We start from the raw sequence: 18,368 nt of genomic DNA, 5'->3' as shown, positions 1-18,368 counted from the left end.
ATTATGATTATACGCCATCTTAGCGAAAATATTATTAATCAAATCGCCGCCGGTGAAGTTATTGAACGACCAGCAAATGTTGTCAAAGAACTTGTTGAAAACGCTATTGATGCTGGTGCAACACGCATTGAAATTATTACAGCAAATGGTGGAAAAAATTTTATAAAGGTGAGTGATAATGGTTATGGAATTCCTGCAGATCAATTAACTTTAGCAGTTTCTCGCCATTGTACCTCAAAGATTACCGATGACGTACACAATATCTGCTTCCTTGGATTTAGAGGAGAAGCCCTCCCCTCTATTGGTTCTGTTGCTAAACTTAAACTCATTTCACGAACAAAAGATGCTGAGAGCGCTGCTGAAATTTCCGTTACTGCAGGAAAAATTGTAGGACCCAAACCAGCTGCTGCGAATCTTGGAACAATTGTTGAAGTTCGTGATCTTTTCTTTGTCACGCCAGCACGATTAAAATTTATGAAAACTGATCGGGCTGAAACAAATGCTATTAGCGATATGATTAAGCGAATTGCTATCGCATTTCCACATATCCGCTTTTCTCTTTCAGGACTAGACAGAACATCTATGGAATTGTCTGCTACAGAAAATAATATTCAAGGACAATTACAACGTATTACGCAGATTATGGGAAAAGAATTCGCCCCTAATAGCATTGCGCTGAATGCTGAACGCGAAGCGGTGCGCTTAACAGGTTTTGCCTGTTTGCCATCTTTCAACCGAAATAACAGCCTTCATCAATTTGCTTATGTTAATGGACGTCCCGTGCGTGATAAATTTCTATGGGGCGCTATCCGAGGCGCTTATGCTGATGTCATGACACGAGATCGTTATCCTGTCGCTATTCTTTTTATTGACCTCCCACCTGCTGAGGTAGATGTTAATGTTCACCCAGCCAAAGCTGATGTACGATTCCGTGATCCAGGATTAATTCGTGGTTTGATTGTTGGAGCTATTCGTGAAGCATTGCAGCAATCTGGTATTCGTCCTACTTCAACCCGTTCTGAAGCAATGCTTGCTGCATTTCAAACACAACAATCATTAGCACAACAACCATTAGGCAGTTTTAAGAACACGCACCAGTTCTCTTCTTACAGTTCACAACCTCATCATTTTACCAGTGCTTCAATGGTCCAAAAACCATTGGATAGTACTCACTCTTTTGATTTAAAAGAAGATGCCGCTCCTATTATGGAGGGCTTAAATACACCAAGTGGGGATGCATACATTCCAAGCACGACATCTTCATCAGAAGAGTTATCTTATCCATTAGGAGCGGCCAGAGCACAAATCCATAAAAACTATATTATCGCCCAAACACAAGATAGTTTGATCATTGTCGATCAGCATGCAGCTCACGAACGATTGGTTTATGAAGCACTCAAAAACGCACTTTATTCCAAACCACTTCCTTCACAGTTATTACTTATTCCTGAAATTGTAGAACTCTCTGAAGAGGATGCAACATGCCTTTTAACGCATAAAGATGCTTTGCAAAAATTTGGATTAGGAATAGAACCATTTGGACCAGGAGCAATTGTTGTGCGTGAAACACCTTCCATGTTAGGAGAGATCAATGTCCAAGCCCTTATTAAAGATCTCGCAGATGAGGCTGCTGAGTATGATACAACAAATAATTTAAAAGCAATGCTTGATTATGTTGCAGCAACGATGGCCTGTCACGGCTCAATACGGTCAGGGCGCCTTTTACGCCCCGAAGAAATGAACACACTATTACGACAAATGGAGGCAATACCTAATACAAGTACATGTAATCATGGACGCCCTACTTATATTGAACTCAAATTAGCAGATATAGAACGGCTTTTTGGCAGAAAATAAGCCCTTCTTCATTTTTACAAGAAAAATATTTTAAAATTAACTCTCGACTTTATAATATATTTTATGGCACTTTTCTTGAATCTCTTGTATCAAGTAAAAAGGAGTTGTAATGTTTCCCAATGGTGAACGCGAAGCAAAAATTTATTATTCTAATAACGGATATGACATTATAGAATATGGTACCTATACCATTTGTGCTGTTAGCGGGCAAAAAATCCCTATAGATGATTTAAAATATTGGAATCATCACCGCCAAGAAGCATATGCTAGTTGTGAAATCTCCTATCAGCGCGAACTTGAGTGCAACCCATATCTCAAGCAATTGTTAAAAACAAAAGAAAAATAACCCCTCAAAAGCTATAAATTTAGCCTTTGCCTTTTAGACAAGAAAATTCAAGGGAACGTTTTCTAAAGCGGGTTATGACCTCTTCAAGGACCATACGACAGAAGTCTTTTTGAACAAAATCGACATTCACATCAAAGATAATAAGATTTTTCAAATCCTTTTGCATGTGAATTGTCTGTATACGGGTATAATCTTTAGCTGTTGTTGCGAGCCATAAATTGTGCATTTTAGCCTTTTGTATAAGGCTTTTTAAATTTTTATCTGTGAAAAAATAGTGGTCTGGATATATGTAAGTTTGCACCACATGACCAGACAATTCTTTAATAGATTTAAAAAATTTATCTGGATTGCCAATACCAGCAAATGCCAAAAATGATTTTCCTGAAACCTCATCAGAGGCACTGGCTTTAAGATGAGCACGATATAAAGGCTTTCCAGTACGCGAAACAAAAAAAGCGACATTATCAGGCGCATCGGAGTGACCAATCAATAAAACACTATCCATAAAAGAAAACTGCGTTTTTAATGGTACGCGCAAAGGTCCTGCTGGAAAGACAGCTCCATTACCAAAACCGCGCATCGCATCAACAACGAGTAACGCATAATCCATATAAAGACGGCGACTTTGAAATCCGTCATCCATTAAAATAAGATTACATCCCTCTTGTTTAAGCCGTTGTGCCGCTGCATAACGATTAGGTGATACAGCTACAAAAGCATGCCGTGCAAGTAAAAGTGCCTCATCTCCAACATCGCGTGCATTGTCATATTTTTCATTTACAAGATGTACCCCTTTAACTGATCCACCATAACCACGAGATATAATACCAGGTACGAAACCAAGTTCTTTAGCCACTTTTGTAAAAGCAATAACAACCGGCGTTTTACCCGCACCACCACATGTAAAATTTCCAATACACAAAACTGGCAGATCAATCACGGGAGGCTGTCTTGTCATAAAACGACTTGAAAAATAACCATACCCCCATGAAACTGGAGCTAACACAAAACGCAAAAAGCTTTTATTTTTCCACCAAAAACGAGGGGCGCTAATATGCATATCTACCCTGACGCTGACGTAAACCTGTTTGTATTACAAGGGGTTGTAAAAATGGATCTAAAATCTTTAATGTGCGCTCAAATGCACCTGCCATACCTGTTGCCACTTCATGAGCCTTATCAACCATTTCTTGCCGCAATGTTTCATTTGTTAAAAGCTTATACACCTGAATAGCAAGCTGTTTTGTATCTTGAACCATATATGCTGCATCACGCGTTAGAAATTGTTTGAACATCTCTTGAAAATTTGAAACATGAGGCCCTGTCAAAATAGCGGAACCAAGCAAAGCCAATTCCAATGGATTGTGTCCACCATTTCCACATAACGATTTACCAACGAAAGAAACTTTCGATAAGCGAAGAAAAAGTCCCATTTCTCCAATGGTATCTCCCCATAAAATATCGGTATTCATGTTTGGAACAGCATCTCTACTCCTACGAATAAAACTTAACCCCTTATTATCGCATTTTCTGATAAGATCTTCTGAACGTTCTGGATGACGAGGCACAATAATTGTTAATAAATCTGGCAAATAATTTTTAACAATTTTATGGACCTCAAAAGCAATCTCCTCTTCCCCTTCATGCGTTGAAACAGCTGCCCAAACTGGGCGATTGCCGATAGCATTACGATAACGTGCAAGCAATTCTTGATTTTCAACCAGAAAAACATCAGCCTTGAGATTACCAGAAAACGTAACAGATTTTACGCCAAGTGTATGGTAATAAGCTACATCTCTTTCATTTTGACCAATCGCCAAATCAATATCCTTAAAAATATGTTTGGCAAGAACACGTCGTTTTTGCCAAGCTTTAAAAGAACGTTCAGACATATGGGCATTAACCAAAATCTGCGGAATACGCATTTTTGCAAGTTCTTTAATACGAAGAGGCCAAATTTCTGATTCACAAATTAAGACGAGATCAGGCTTCCAATGACGAATAAAACGGCGCACTGCAAAATCTAAATCCAAAGGAGCATATTGATGAATCAACCTATTACCAAAATATTTTTTCACAAGAGTAGAAGATGTCACCGTCCCAGTTGTCATTAATACATTGATTTCCAATGATAAAATATAATTTATAAGTGGAACAAGTGCAAGTGTTTCTCCAACACTTGCTGCATGCAACCAAACTAACGAACCTTGGGGGCGTATATGAGAACTTTTACCTAAACGCTCTTTTTTGCGACACCACTCTTCTTTTCCACGAATAGCACGAAAGAACAAATAAAAAGGAATAACAGGACATAAGCAAAAACCAATCATTCGATAGCTTAAAAGAGCCGTATGTGCCTTTAATTCTACCATTTAAAATCACCTCATCCAGCTATTTTAAGATATCTATATACTTATTTTGTTAAAAAATTCATCAACACTATTGGTTGCATCCATATTTTTTAATATCATTCATATCTTAAATAAAAAAAGCTTAATCCATGAGAAAATTCAATACATATACACATTATTTAAATCTCTTTTAATTAAATTTTGTAACTTATATCGATTTTATCACTTCATTCTGCACCCTATAAAAAATCTTACTCAAAAATAACAAAACTACATTTCAGTCGATTATAATTTTAAAAATATAAATGATAAACCTATGACATAGATTGTATCAATTTTTTCAACTCACTGAATAAATACTTCTTATGATTTTAATGAGACTTTGAATTTTGCACGTTGGTATTTTAGAGAAAAAGCTTATTTTTACATATGTTAGGTATTGTCAATTTTTCAAAAAAATAACCCATATAGACATTACAACCTAATATAAATACAACAAATAAAATGTGTTTAAAAGAAAGCTCAATCTCTATTATTTCATTTCAATAAAATGAATATGTCAAACTAATCTTAAAAAACTTTTGAATAGTATAGAGTTCTCATTTTAAATTGTGATATAATCTCTTAAAGGTAATCCAGAAAAATCTAATCTTGTTTAATAGAGAATTTCTTAAAAGTCTTAAAGCAATTTAAATAAGAGTTTTCAAAATTTTAAATCCTCTCTTTTCAGGAGGTCGCAATGATATATTATTCCTTTTAAGATTGTATATAATCAACACAAAATGATTAACTTATAGATTGTAGTTTTAAATGAGTACTCAAGAAATCCTTATGAGGTAAGTTAACTTCATAAATCTATTCAGTTTCTCTAAGTTTCTAATTTTGGTAAAGTTTCTAACGACTTTCATGGTTTCTAAGCTTATAGTAATAACTCGTTGAAAAAATTCCAATAGATAAGTAACGAGTGCTAATAATCTCAACAGAGTAATAATTGCTATCATTAATAATGCTACTCTTTTTATTAATCTTAACGCATTAGTGTCTCATACCCCATTCAAAAGCAGAGTGACTATTCACAATATAATCATAAACTTCGAGTGATAGCTGTCATGATAATATTGCTGTTGTAAATAGGTTGATAGAAACTGTCTTGCATTTTTATTAAGCGTAAAGATGGTGGTGCAATAATGGATTTTATACCTTGCACGATTAGAAGGAATGGGAGTGATATCGACTGATCAAAACTACAGTGGACCACGGCGTTCGCGGCCTTTTGACCGGCATCGTAGCGGATTTGTTTTAGCGGAGGGTGCAGGTCTGTTTGTTATTGAAAAATTATCTAACGTATTGGCGCGGCAGCGTGAGCCGTTGGCCTATTTATTGGGTTACGGCGGTGCACTTTGCACACAGCGTATTGTAGCGCCGCATAAAGATGATCTCGAAATGCAACTGTCGATGGAGCGGGCCATCGAACATGCGGATGTTGACCGTACCGCTATTGATTTTGTGAATGCACATGGGACATCGACAGTACAAAATGATCAGCACGAAGCCAGTGCAATCAGAACGGTTTTTGGCGCACACAACCCGGCGATTGTGGCGACAAAATCTTGGCACGGGCATCTGATTGCTGCTGCCGGTGCGATGGAAATTTTGGGTGTACTGGTTTCTTTTCGGAACAATGTTTTGCCCAAAATTTTGAATTGTGATGAAATCGATCCTCAATTGCCCGCTGGTATTGCGCTTGTGAGGGAGCATCAGTACCGACCGCTTAAATACGCATTGAAAAACTCATTTGGTATGGGCGGTGGCGCAAGCAGCTTGGTTTTAGGGAATCCACAATATCTGTAAGGGACACCTCATGCTAACAATATATTCCTTATTAGAAAGAAACTGGCAAGTGATTTGTCATCACAGTCATTATTCGGCAGAGGATGTCAGCATGATGACAAAAGGGTGTGCAGATACAGTAGTTAGATATTGTCGTGATCGCCCGCAAGGGGAGCAAAATAAGCTGTTTGTTTTTGTGATTAGAAATAATTTCGAAGGCATGATTAGCTATTTTGTTGCGTCTGTGCTAAAATTGAAAGCTTGGATCGTCAGTATTCATGATTTAGACATTGTTGATATACTGGTTGATGCTGATTGCATTGCGGCTGTTGTAATGAGCCATGAAGTCAGGGATATTAATATCATCAGTCACCGGATTAATATCGCGTTTGATCACTGTCTTTCAACTGTGAACGAAAATCTGGCTGATTTTACAGCATATCCGTGCGCGCATTTCTATTTTTGTACCTCCGGAACAACCAGTAAACCCAAGTTGATTCAATATCATGAAAATATTCTGATTGAGAATGCCATCGCGGTGAGCCAATCTCTTGGACTAAGTAATGAAGATTGCTCATTGTGTTATTTCCCAGTGCAGTATATGTATGGTCTCTCTACTATGCTATGTGCCTTCTTATCGGATAGCAAACTGGTATTTGAAAAATTTCAAATAAGTAATATTGGTGAACTCGTTTCGCACTATAGCATTACCAACTTGCCTTTAATCGGTGACTGGATGCTGGTAGTAAGCGACAATTTTTACCAAAAGCCGAATCCATGTGCAAAATATCTTGAATGCATCCGATCGTTTGCTCACCGTACAAGCATCGGGTATCCTCTCATCATGTACGACGTTATGGAATAACTTCGGTCAGACCGAATCCGGACCGCGCTTGTTTCATAATAAGATCTGTTCGCTACACGATTGAAAGAACCAGTAAATATGGCGTTGTAGCGCCGGGTAAGGCTTTGGTGAGTGATATAAAAATTGATTTGCGCCCCATTGATCGGGCGGATGCTTCTGATTCAGTGCGCCGTACGTTTTATAAAACGCCTTTCGCGTGTGATGGTTATGTTGATAGTTCCTTGCAATTAAAGCCGCGTGATGAATGGTTTGATTCCGGCGACCTGTTTGTTAAAGATGAATCCGAATGCTATTACTGGATAGCCAGAGCCGTTAATGAATTTAAACACAATGGTAAGTTTATCCCAGTTCAACTGATCTCAAATGACATTATTAAGTATGCCGGATGTTTAAGGCATTACTTTTCAAAAGCACAGAACGGCGATCTTTATCTCAACCTTGATATGTCGGCAAATAGTGAGCAGGTTAAAGTCGTTACTAAACTATTGACTGATAAATGGTATCAGTATGCATTTAAAGTAAATATCAGAAAAATTGCCACGACAAATACAGGGAAAATAAAATGTACCGTGTAGATAAAGCTCATGGTATGAGCAGAGTGTATGTTAATCGCCGTGCAAACAATTATCTGTGCATTGTGAGCCATTCTTTTTATACCTATTTTTTAGCTATTGATAGGCTTCATCGTTATTTGCCTGTATCGACGAGACGTACATCGAGAATGATATTGCACCGTGAAATGGCGAAGGTACTTTTTATCGATATATTTAAACGGATTTTGCCAGATGTAAAGATGTCACACAGTTCTGTGAGCCATGGACGGAGTAAAAGTATTATGTTGCTTAATAATGATCCGCGGATTCAGTCTGTCGTGGTTGATATCGAATTTATTGAGAAAAAAAACTACCGAGGCCATTTATGCTAGATTACTGTGAAAAATGCGCGAACTTTCCAGAAGGGCAGGTGCTGGATAATCGGCTATGCACCACAATATTTAGCTGCATGGAGAGCTTGTATAAGGCATTATGCGCCATCTCGGCGTGTACTTTTGATATAAATGATTACTTTTTAGTTGAACATGACAGGACGCGATGTGTTTTTCGGTACGTTGGGAATACATTTGTGTTTAAAGGGATGACGTTTATTTGTAACTGCTATTATCTTTGTCAATCTGTGATAACCGTTGTTTTGCTGGATGCATGTTTGCAATCAATTATTTTAGATGACCTCTTATATGAGGACGTAACCGTTTCTATACCCAGTTAGTTTTTAACGAGTTTATGGCAATGCCATAACTAGCTTCATTTAGAGGAATATGTGATGAATGATTTACTGGTAAATATCACCCCTGAGCACTATGAAAGGTATGCTACTGAAGGTACATCACCGTGGAATGCGTATTTGATGGAAAGAGTTCTGGAAGAAGCATCTGGTGTTACTTCTGCGAAGAAAAAATTCTCGATATTGGCATGGGAACTGGCCACATGCTTTTCAAGCTTTACCGCTCCCAAAAACTCACAGACTATTTCTTTTACGGGGTTGATATTGATCCCCGTATGGTTCAGTTTTGTGTTAAAAAATGTACCGAGTTAAAATACCAGCATGCATTCAACATCATTGAAGCCAGCGTCAGCAATTTACCGTTTCCCGATAACTCCTTTTCAATGATTTATGCCCGTTCCGTAATTCATCACTGGGCTGAACCTAAAAAAGGATTACAGGAGTTGTGCCGTGTTTTAGATCGCGGCGGTCGTATTATCATCCATGAACCCCTAGCTGATGCAGAAGAAACAGCACTGGGTGTTTTTAACCAATCACGTCGTGAATGCGGTGTGGCAGCTATGTCCACAGAAGAAAAATTCACATTAGCCGGTATCACCGATTTTTTATATGGCTGCGATCTTAGTGAGATGAGCTGGACAGTGAGACGTGGAGAAGGTCTAGCAGCTCTGGGCTGTGAAATTTTCATTAAAAAGGTCTGAGTTATCATGGATTATTTCTGTGCTGAAATGTATGCAAAAATGCAACCACGTATAACGGCAATAACTGGCTGCCATGCACTCGATTACATTGCTTTTCGCGATTCGGTTAGGATAAGTACACGCGTTTATTCGACCACTGGTGATAGTGGTTCTTTGACTCAACTGGACTCTGCGGCTGAACACTTACCCATGCTGCTTGGTGCTACAAGCGGCACCACCGGGGCGATGAAAATGGTCAGCGTTCGTCTAAAATCCAGTAAGGAAGCGGTCAGCTCATCAGAGCATAATTTAATTCGTAACCTGCGCGCGCGGCAATTTTTTTCCCCAGGGGATGTTGTTGGCAACCTGTTTACGATTAATCTGTTTTCATCTTTACACTACTTGGCGTGTGAAATTGTAAAACATTGCCGTGCACATGTCGTGCCGGTTGGCGATATGCCCTGCTGCTGAAGAGTCATTTCGAGTTTCTGGCTGAAATACGGCTCTCGGTACTGTTTGGCGTGCCCAGCACCATCGTTCAGTTCGTTGAAGCTATGCTCAGCCTTGGGGTTCCACTGGCAATTAAAAAAGTGCTCTTTACCGGTGAATCGATGCTGGGTGTGCATGAAAACTATCTGCGCGAGATGCTGGGCGCCGATCTGCGGATAATTGGTTTATATGGTTTGTCGGAGTGCGGTTTCATTGGTATGTCCTCCGAAGGGCGGCTTAATCGGTACCTGCTCTTCAGCGATGATTTCTTCTTTGAATATGAAGATAAGAGAGGGCTGCTAGTGACATCGCTGGATCCCGATGTCTCGCGCAAACTTATCAGATATTCCGTGGGCGATATAGGCACATTATCCGTTGAAAATGGTGACCTCTATTTTGAAGGTATTAAACGCAATGCTGTTGATTTTAATTTCATGGGAAATTTGATTAGCCATGAAAAAATATTCAAAATTATTAATCGAAGATTGCCCGATGTGATTGTTCAAATTGTATTGTCTTTATCCGCGGATAGACAAGAGATTATGGATATTAAAATCTGCTGCGAAGTATTTCACAACCTTGATTTGTCCGAACTAACTGAGGAAATCTATCATTTGCCGGATATTTATGAAGCCTATATGAAAAAGCGCGGGCGTATTAATCTCACCCTCGTCGAATATAGCGATTTGCTTTTCTCATCCAGAGGGAAATGCCTGCTAGTTTATGACGCAAGGGAGTCCTGTAATGCAACTTGATAATTTGTGTAATGAAATTGTATCAGGGAATTCGCATACGATAAATGTCAACATAAGGTTTTATAGCGTGTCACCGGAGCAGCAGGAGTAAATCACGTCAGATGATGTTATTGATAATTATGATTTAGATAATAACGTATTGTTTATTCGTGGATGTAATTTGATTGATATTGCCGATGAAAACCTTTATTTGCAGAACGCATGGTTTGCACTGACCGGCAACCTTCTTAATGAAGAACAGATGGATCGGCTGATTCAGAATGCTAGCGCCGAACTGCAAAAGACGAACCCTACAGCCAAACTGCAGGCGATGCATCAACTGATCAATGCATTGCCATCTTTGAGTTTAACGCAGCGCTTTATGATGTTATTATCGCAAGTTGAGGTTTCGGCGGCTCAGGGTAAGGTCATGGCTCCCGTAAGCGACGGTGGTTGTCTTAAAATTATCTTGCTGATGCCGCGGATTATTGCATTGGCGCGCTCTTCCCAACAGTTTTCCGATTCGCCGGAGATCGAAAATTGCAATACCTTTGAGCGTGCTTTTTGGTTAGCATTAACTAGCAAGGAAGCTTCTTCCGACTGGGATATTGATATGCTTTGCCGGTGCATGTCTCTACTGCTGGGCGGGTTTGGTATTGTGACACCCACAACCACCACGATAAGATTTATTGCCAGTACCAAGAGCGACGTCATTTCTGCACTAATCGGTGAGTTTTGTGCCACTGGCCCCGGCGCATATGGGAGCCTGCAAATATGCTATCATGCGACTTTCTAGTGTCCTCCATGAGATTGAAGCCGGGAATCTTGAGGCCGGCGGTAACGCATTATTGCAAAGACAAACCCTGGCTAGGGTTTGGTCACCCGATTATGCAACGGGATGTCCGAGTTGATTTCTTTTTTTCACGCTTTCAGATGCCTATGCGCCCCTTCAGTTCGCTTGCGCGATCTATTTCGGACAATACAGGACTGCAACCCAATGTCGATTTTCTAATTGCAAGCATCATGAGCAAACATCGGGCTTCTCCTGAGCTGGGATTGTTGGCTTTTTTCGTTTGTCGTATGCCGATACTTCTCGCGCACTATCAAGCGCGGTTTAGTGCTCATTCCTTCGGTTTATCATCAAAGGATTTAAGAAAAAAATATAAAAAAGTCCCCAAATTATGGCTATAAAGCATCGCACCGAGCCAAATTTCTTGAGTATATGTCAGAGTATCACCTTAACCGCACCGATGCGTGCTTGCGGGCAAATCGATATTTCTCAATGGAATTTAGCCCATAACTATTTGAAACAGGGCTTGTTACTCGAAGCCTTGCATCAGTTTTCAGTTCGATTCGCTACCGTGGTGGCTAAAAACTCGGATCTCACTTATCGCTATCTCCCTGTTCTGGTTGAACAGTTTTTCTCTACCACCCATTTTGATAGCGATCGGTTATGCGTTGAAGAACATATTGAACGCATTAATGAGACCTACCGTATTCACTGTAAGGCCAGCCCATACGGCAATGGCAGGGCCGTTATTGCGCAGCCAATCATCATGGTCAGTAAGGTCTGCTTCCTTAGCTCGTGTTCTGAGAAAGCCGCTCTTCCATTACTAGGCGATTTATGTAAGATTTCCTCCGTAACCGGAGATTCTTGTACTTTTTCCTTTAATGCGCATCACCCGCTTTTTGAGGAACATTTCCCCTCCCACGCCGTATGTCCTGGTTCACTATTGATTGAGATGGTTCTGGCTTTGGCCACGCAGGGTAGGGCGAAAAATATCGCATCTGTTGCGCTGAAAAAAGTAAAGTTCATTGAAGCAGTTTATCCGGGAGATACCTATCAGTTGACCATTAAACAGGATACAGAGTGTGAACCGGGTGGCGTTTTTTATATTCATACGGAAACTAAAAAACGAAGCACTTGCGGTAAGTTTTCTATCAAATATAAAAAGGAGGATGCGCCATGTTTAACATAATAATCTCTTTTATTCCGTGGAGTATTTACTCCTGGGTTATCAATGGAAACGTTTTAACTCTGGTCGAACGCTCTCTCATCTTAACTGTGCTTTTATCATTCATTCTGTTGATGATGTGTTGCGTAATGAGTTTGGAAAAAGCTTGGGGTCACGAGGAGTCTCCATTCTCGACCCTTTCACTGGAACAGGTACCTTTATCACAAGGCTTTTACAATCTAAACTGATCAAACCAGAGGACATGGAATATAAATTCCGTCATGATATCCATGCCAACGAGATTGTCTTGCTCGCCTATTACATAGCAGCCATTAACATTGAATCGACTTATCATAGTCTTATGAAAGGTGGGTATATTCCTTTTAAGCATATTGGTTTGGCTGATACGTTTCGAATGCTTGAAAAACAAGATTTGATGAAAGGTTTACTAGAGGAAAACAGTGAATATTTAGAGCATCAAAAAAACTGGATATTAAAGTTATCTTTGGTAACCCTCCTTATTCGGTAGGACAAAAGAATGAAAACGATAATAATCCCAATATATCTTATCCCATATTAGATGATCGTATTCGTGAGACTTATATAGCTAAATCGAAAGCAACTAGTACGCAAAAGTTATATGATAGTTATATCCGCGCTATCCGCTGGGCTAGTGACCGTATTGATAATGCTGGGGTAATCGGCTTTGTCACAAATGCCGGTTTTATTACTGGACATTCTATGGATGGTTTACGCAAATGCCTCGTTGAAGAATTTAGCAGCCTTTATATTTTCCATTTACGGGGGAATGCACGGACTTCTGGAGAACAACGTAAAAAGGAAAGTGGTGGCATTTTTGGTGAAGGATCTCGAGCTCCCATAGCTATCTCTATTTTGGTTAAAAATCCAGAATCTCAACAGCGTGGCAAAATATATTTCCGTGATATTGGAGATTATCTCACGAGAAAAGAAAAGCTTATAATAATAGAGTCTCTTGGTAGCATTGATGGTATTACACGGAGCAAACAAGGTTGGCAAATAATTACACCAGATAAGTACAGTGATTGGCTTGATCAACGTGATGACAGTTTCAAAACATTCTTAGCTATGGGTGTCAAAAAGGGGCATGATAAAAAGCTCTTTGAAACTTATTCTCTTGGTGTTTCAACCAATCGTGATGCTTGGACGTATAACTCAAGCCGTGAATCTGTAAAGAAAAATATGAATAACATGACTGCCTTCTATAATAATGAGGTAAAACGTTTAAATAATACCTATTCACATGCTGATCGTACAGCACGTGCAAAGGTCGTGAATGATTTCGTCAATTCCGATGTAAGAAAGATTAGTTGGAGCAGTACTCTTAAGAGAGAATTATTAAGAGGTAAATTTTCCGAATTTGAAGATAAATGCCTTATTCAAAGCCTATACCGTCCTTTTACACAACAATGGCTTTATTACAATAGCGTCTTTAATGAAGCAGTTTATCAAATGCCGCGTATATTCCCGATAAGACAAGCGGTTGATAATAAGGTGATACAAATTACAGGTATAGGAGCAAAGAAAGACTTTTCTGTATTGATGACTAAAGCTTTGCCTAATTTAGATTCAATAGAAAAAGGTCAATGTTTTCCACGCTATATTTACGAAGATACTACGGTTTCAAAAAGTAAAAGTGAGAAACAATCCCATTTATTTACAAATTCTATAGAGGAAAACAAAACAGCTGGTTTACAACGCCGTGATGCCATTACTGATGAAGGATTAGCACATTTTAAAGCCGCTTATCCTAATGAAACCATAACAAAAGATGATCTATTCTATTATGTTTACGGTCTACTTCATTCAGAAGATTACCGTGCTCGTTATGCGCATAATTTATGTAAAGAATTACCTCGCATTCCTTGTGTAAAGAGTGCTGATGATTTTTGGAAGTTCGTAACAGCAGGGCGTGAACTGGGTCATTTGCACGTGAATTATGAAACTGTAAAACCTTATCCAGTCACCTTTAAAAAGGGTAATCCAAAACAGACAGAGATCTCTAATCCCGAAGAATTTTACTACGTTACAGAAATGAAATTTTCTGGGAATAGTAAGGAAAAGGATAAATCGACTGTTTTTTATAATAGCAATATCATCATGACGGATATACCTCTTAAAGCTTATGAGTATATAGTCAATGGAAAGCCTGCTCTTGAATGGGTTATGGAACGTCAATGTGTTAAAACAGATAAAAAGAGCGGCATTGTTAATGATGCTAATCGCTATGCTGTTGAAACCATTGGCAACCCTGCTTATCCATTAGAGTTGTTTCAAAGGGTTATTACCGTAAGTTTAGAAACAATGAAGATTGTTAAGAACTTACCAAAATTAGAAATTAAAGAAACTGAATAACTTATAAAGCATGCTTACATAATGGGTATGCTAAATTCACAAGGGGTATAGAGCTTATAACCATAATCTATACCTCTCTTGTTAAGTTGATTAGATACAATCTCAAAAAGACAGTTTATATGCGTTATTCTAAAAAGAAATCATTTGCACTTTTAAATACTCTTATTTGGATTGCTTTAAGACTTTTAAGAAACCCACTCTTAAATAGAATTAGATTTTTTTACATTGCTGTTAAGAGATTATATCGCAATCTAAAATGATAGCTTTATTGTTTTCAAAAGCTTTGTTTAAAGAGAGTTATGTATATTCATTTTGTTTATAGGTTTTGAAGGTGTAAAAATCGTCACCCCCCTCAAAACGTATATTATTAGTTGAATTTATAGGTTGTGTTATCAATATGAGTTGTTTTTTAAAGGTCTGTAAAATCTTCACCTATTAAAATATAATGTTTTTACTTTTTATTGTTTTTTTATCTAAAAAGAGCAACCATCAAAACCCAAAACCCCGTCAAAACTCATAACCATAAGGGTCTTGATAGCATTTCTTATGAGTTACAAACCAACTTTTGAAAGGCTTTACAGGATCATACGCTTTTCATAAGACATGTTTTAATCACTCACTAAAATAATCTATTTTGTCAGTTCAATTTACTGACACATAACTGACAAATATATATTGTTAGTTGAATTTATGGGTTACTATTTAAAAGGTTGTATCATTAAAAATACTAACATATTGAAATATATTGATTTTAATTTTCTCTCATTAAAAAAAATAATATAGGCTCTAAAAAGAACTGACAACACTGACACGGTCTATTAAAAGGGATTTTTCTAATCTTTATAATGATCAATCTCTTTTTAGATGTTTTCATAACAAGCAATAAATCGCAATTATTCTATTTATCAACTAGTTGTATAACATCATCTAAGGTATAAGTTTTCATGAATCTTCCCCTGCATACTCTTTAATTCTTTTGCAGAGAAATTCATAAAAATTACTTGCGTAATATTCGGAATCTTCAGATGTATACTTGAGATAGAGTGGGCATTCACCATCCCGAAACTGCGTATAATCAAAGTAAAAGGTTTCATCAAGATCATAACTCACAACGAGCTGTTCTGGTGTCGCAAAACCATGTTTTCTATCGAGTAAGTTTTGGTAAACAATATCACCAGCAGGAATACCTTCCCCACAATCTCCATAAAGGCTATAAATTTCTTCACCACCAATTTCTCCTCCTCCATATTTTTTTAAGAAAACTTTGTAAGAGGATGTGAATTGCAAGCCGAGAGTTTTCTCCGCCTTTTCAATCTGTAAATCATCTGTTTCATTCTCTTCATCATCTTCACTACCCAAATTGATAATCTCATCATCATATTTATTCACTTTATCAATTAATACTGCAACATCATCTAAGGTATAGGTTTTCATAGATGATCCTCAAAACGTGCGTTATAAACGCTCCATATTTCCTCGCTATCAATTTCACCTCTTCCATAATTTTTTCCAAAAGCTCTTGTAAAAAGGGATAGGTTGCGGAGTGGGAGTGTTCTCAATCTTTTCAATTGGTTGGTCACCATCAAGTATCTCTTCTCCCGCGTGTACTTTAATTCTTTTGCAAAGGAATTCATAAAAATTACTGGCGTAATATTCGCAATTATCCAATGGATACATAACATAGATTGGACATTCTCCATCCCGAAACTGCGTATAATCAAAATAAAAAATTTCATCAAAATCAGCGTAACACACGACAAGCTGTTCTGATGTTGCAAAACCATCTCTTCTATCATTTAAGTTTTGGAAAACAATATCACCACCAGGGATATCTGCTCCACACTCCTTATAAAGGCTAAAGATTTCTTCACCACCAATTTCTCCTCCTACATATTTTTTTAAAAAGCTCTTATAAGAAGATGTGAATTGCACATCGAGAGCTTTCTCCGCCTTTTCAATCCGTAGATCATCAGCCGCATTTTCTTCAGTACGAAAATTGATAATATCATTATATTTATCAACTAATTCTACAACATCATCTAAGGTATAGGTTTTCATAGATGATCCTCAAAACTTGCGTAACGCTCCATATTTCCCCTATCAATTGCCCCTCCTCCATAGTTTTTTCCAAAAACTCTTGTAAAAAGGTACAGGTTGCGGAGTGGGAGTGTGCTCAATCTTTTCAATCGGTTGATCACCTTCAGGTATCTCAACTCCCGCGTGTACTTTAATTCTTTTACAGAGGAATTCATAAAAATTACTGGCGTAATATTCGCAATCTTCAGATGGAAGCATGACATAAAGTGGGCATTCACCATCCCGAAACTGCGTATAATCAAAGTAAAAGGTTTCACCAAAATCAGCGTAACACACGACAAGCTGTTCTGATGTTGCAAAACCACGTTTTCTAGCATTTAAGTTTTTGAAAACAATATCACCACCAGGGATATCTGCTCCACACTCCTTATAAAGGCTAAAGATTTCTTCACCACCAATTTCTCCTCCTACATATTTTTTTAAAAAGCTCTTATAAGAAGATGTGAATTGCAAATCGAGAGCTTTCTCCGCCTTTTCAATCCGTAGATCATCAGCCACATTTTCTTCAGTACGAAAATTGATAATATCATTATATTTATCAACTAATACTGCAACATCAGCTAAGGTATAGGTTTTCACAAATCTTCCCCTGCGTGCTCTTTAATTCTTTTACAGAGAAATTCATAAAAATTACTTGCATAATAATGTGACGCTCCAGATGGAATCTTGACGTAGAGTGGGCATTCACCATCCTGAAACTGAGTATAATCAAAGTAAAATGTCTCCCCAAAATCAGTTCTACTGACAACAAGCTGTTCTAATGTCGCAAAACCATGTTTCCTATGATATAAGTTTTTATGCACAATATCACCAGCAGGATGATCCTCAAAACTTGCGTTATAAATGCTAAAAATTTCCTCATAACCAATTTCTCCTCCCTTATAATTTTTTAAAAAATCCTTATAAGAAGTTGTAAACTGTAAACCGAGAGTTTTTTCTGCCTCTTTAATCCGTACATCACTAACTGCATCCTCTGCAGTACCAAAATTGATAATCTCATCATCATATTTATTTACTTTATCAATTAATTGTACAACATCAGCTAAAGTATAAGTTTTCATAGGTTGTTCTCCATAAATTATTATTTTTTAGTTGCTATATCTTTCTTTTCATAATCTTTAGCACGTTCCTTCCAGTATTTCGTCCTCCATTTATCGAATAGGTCTCTGTCAATAGCTGATCCCATTGTATTAGGATTAATATGAATAACTGAATTATGTTTATTATGAAACGCATTTGTAACCTCTGCTATGGGACCATCATGTGTTTGCAGCATATGATGCAATTCAATGGGATTTTCATTAAAGTCAAGAGGTGCTCTTCCTGTTTTCATCCTTTCAATATTTGTACCTTTTACTTCTTTTCCTTTTACTGTCCAACTAACAATCTGGTTAGGATCAAACAGATCATCTCTCTGATAGACTTTGTTTGTCTGAGTAATTTTTTCTCCCTTGTTAGTTATTTCAAACTCAACCTCAATAGGTTTTGA

Annotated in this window: 20 protein-coding genes and 1 pseudogene; 14 read left to right on the top strand and 7 right to left on the bottom strand. The window is 37.9% G+C overall.

All coding sequences use genetic code 11. The features are described 5' to 3' along the window. Window positions 1–3 precede the first annotated feature (3 nt). Together mutL and ACFIMP_RS07920 are read left to right on the top strand one after the other, a co-directional pair. Window positions 4–1,857, top strand: a complete 1,854-nt coding sequence (gene mutL, locus ACFIMP_RS07925) for a DNA mismatch repair endonuclease MutL (RefSeq protein ID WP_375613514.1) — start codon at window positions 4–6, stop codon at window positions 1,855–1,857. 109 nt (window positions 1,858–1,966) lie between these two features. Further along, the gene (locus tag ACFIMP_RS07920) at window positions 1,967–2,203 is read left to right on the top strand and encodes a DUF2093 domain-containing protein (RefSeq protein ID WP_375612380.1); all 237 of its coding nucleotides are present in this window, start codon (window positions 1,967–1,969) and stop codon (window positions 2,201–2,203) included. A 19-nt stretch (window positions 2,204–2,222) separates the two neighbouring features. Here ACFIMP_RS07920 and lpxK read toward each other — a convergent pair whose 3' ends face one another. Together lpxK and waaA are read right to left on the bottom strand one after the other, a co-directional pair. Continuing rightward, entirely contained in the window at window positions 2,223–3,263 is a 1,041-nt protein-coding gene (gene lpxK, locus ACFIMP_RS07915; protein WP_375668557.1) for a tetraacyldisaccharide 4'-kinase, read from the bottom strand. Then, window positions 3,253–4,575, bottom strand: a complete 1,323-nt coding sequence (gene waaA, locus ACFIMP_RS07910) for a lipid IV(A) 3-deoxy-D-manno-octulosonic acid transferase (RefSeq protein ID WP_375638580.1) — start codon at window positions 4,573–4,575, stop codon at window positions 3,253–3,255. Before waaA ends, lpxK begins: the two co-directional genes overlap by 11 nt. 1,203 nt (window positions 4,576–5,778) lie before the next feature. Here waaA and ACFIMP_RS07905 point away from each other — a divergent pair. The 12 genes and pseudogenes from ACFIMP_RS07905 to ACFIMP_RS07850 all read left to right on the top strand — a co-directional run. Beyond that, the gene (locus ACFIMP_RS07905; RefSeq protein WP_375686224.1) at window positions 5,779–6,405 is read left to right on the top strand and encodes a beta-ketoacyl-[acyl-carrier-protein] synthase family protein; all 627 of its coding nucleotides are present in this window, start codon (window positions 5,779–5,781) and stop codon (window positions 6,403–6,405) included. 10 nt (window positions 6,406–6,415) lie between these two features. Next, a complete protein-coding gene (locus ACFIMP_RS07900) occupies window positions 6,416–7,249 on the top strand; it encodes an AMP-binding protein (protein WP_375682877.1) in 834 nt (277 codons plus the stop codon). A gap of 107 nt (window positions 7,250–7,356) precedes the next feature. Further along, the gene (locus ACFIMP_RS07895; RefSeq protein WP_375638575.1) at window positions 7,357–7,824 is read left to right on the top strand and encodes a hypothetical protein; all 468 of its coding nucleotides are present in this window, start codon (window positions 7,357–7,359) and stop codon (window positions 7,822–7,824) included. Then, entirely contained in the window at window positions 7,812–8,174 is a 363-nt protein-coding gene (locus tag ACFIMP_RS07890; protein ID WP_375632485.1) for a hypothetical protein, read from the top strand. Before ACFIMP_RS07895 ends, ACFIMP_RS07890 begins: the two co-directional genes overlap by 13 nt. A 395-nt stretch (window positions 8,175–8,569) precedes the next feature. Further along, entirely contained in the window at window positions 8,570–8,842 is a 273-nt protein-coding gene (locus ACFIMP_RS07885; protein ID WP_375682879.1) for a hypothetical protein, read from the top strand. Continuing rightward, window positions 8,734–9,231, top strand: coding sequence for a class I SAM-dependent methyltransferase (locus tag ACFIMP_RS07880; RefSeq protein WP_375632496.1), 498 nt, complete (start codon window positions 8,734–8,736; stop codon window positions 9,229–9,231). The genes ACFIMP_RS07885 and ACFIMP_RS07880 overlap by 109 nt, the downstream gene beginning before the upstream one ends. Before the next feature lie 6 nt (window positions 9,232–9,237). Beyond that, window positions 9,238–9,681 carry a hypothetical protein gene (locus tag ACFIMP_RS07875; protein WP_375652982.1) on the top strand — a complete coding sequence of 148 codons (444 nt, stop codon included), beginning with the start codon at window positions 9,238–9,240 and terminating at the stop codon, window positions 9,679–9,681. Window positions 9,682–9,731: 50 nt separating this feature from the next. Next, window positions 9,732–10,454, top strand: coding sequence for a phenylacetate--CoA ligase family protein (locus tag ACFIMP_RS07870; RefSeq protein WP_375686223.1), 723 nt, complete (start codon window positions 9,732–9,734; stop codon window positions 10,452–10,454). A 91-nt stretch (window positions 10,455–10,545) separates the two neighbouring features. Next, a complete protein-coding gene (locus tag ACFIMP_RS07865) occupies window positions 10,546–11,229 on the top strand; it encodes a citrate/2-methylcitrate synthase (protein WP_375638594.1) in 684 nt (227 codons plus the stop codon). Window positions 11,230–11,321: 92 nt separating this feature from the next. After that, entirely contained in the window at window positions 11,322–11,624 is a 303-nt protein-coding gene (locus ACFIMP_RS07860) for a hypothetical protein (RefSeq protein ID WP_375652970.1), read from the top strand. After that, a complete protein-coding gene (locus tag ACFIMP_RS07855; protein WP_375686222.1) occupies window positions 11,615–12,412 on the top strand; it encodes an ApeI family dehydratase in 798 nt (265 codons plus the stop codon). The genes ACFIMP_RS07860 and ACFIMP_RS07855 overlap by 10 nt, the downstream gene beginning before the upstream one ends. A gap of 91 nt (window positions 12,413–12,503) precedes the next feature. After that, window positions 12,504–14,782 (top strand): annotated as a pseudogene (locus ACFIMP_RS07850) (type ISP restriction/modification enzyme); the annotation flags it as partial. A gap of 942 nt (window positions 14,783–15,724) precedes the next feature. On the opposite strand, the gene ACFIMP_RS07845 reads toward ACFIMP_RS07850, so the two are convergent. The 5 genes from ACFIMP_RS07845 to ACFIMP_RS07825 all read right to left on the bottom strand — a co-directional run. Further along, window positions 15,725–16,216, bottom strand: coding sequence for an SMI1/KNR4 family protein (locus ACFIMP_RS07845; RefSeq protein ID WP_375686221.1), 492 nt, complete (start codon window positions 16,214–16,216; stop codon window positions 15,725–15,727). Window positions 16,217–16,270: 54 nt separating this feature from the next. After that, on the bottom strand, window positions 16,271–16,840 hold the full coding sequence (locus tag ACFIMP_RS07840) for an SMI1/KNR4 family protein (RefSeq protein WP_375686220.1): 570 nt from the start codon (window positions 16,838–16,840) through the stop codon (window positions 16,271–16,273). A gap of 42 nt (window positions 16,841–16,882) precedes the next feature. Continuing rightward, complete coding sequence (locus ACFIMP_RS07835; RefSeq protein WP_375686219.1) at window positions 16,883–17,458, bottom strand: SMI1/KNR4 family protein; 576 nt, start codon at window positions 17,456–17,458, stop codon at window positions 16,883–16,885. Next, on the bottom strand, window positions 17,455–17,940 hold the full coding sequence (locus ACFIMP_RS07830; protein ID WP_208438784.1) for an SMI1/KNR4 family protein: 486 nt from the start codon (window positions 17,938–17,940) through the stop codon (window positions 17,455–17,457). The genes ACFIMP_RS07835 and ACFIMP_RS07830 overlap by 4 nt, the downstream gene beginning before the upstream one ends. 20 nt (window positions 17,941–17,960) lie before the next feature. Further along, window positions 17,961–18,368, bottom strand: a 408-nt coding sequence (locus tag ACFIMP_RS07825) for an HNH/ENDO VII family nuclease (protein ID WP_375686218.1), incomplete at its 5' end; no start/stop codon positions are given.

It is taken from the genome of Bartonella sp. AP65SXKL (assembly GCF_042195725.1).
GTDB lineage: Bacteria > Pseudomonadota > Alphaproteobacteria > Rhizobiales > Rhizobiaceae > Bartonella.
Note: the sequence above shows the minus strand (reverse complement) of the source record. Positions and strands in the feature narration are given on the sequence as shown.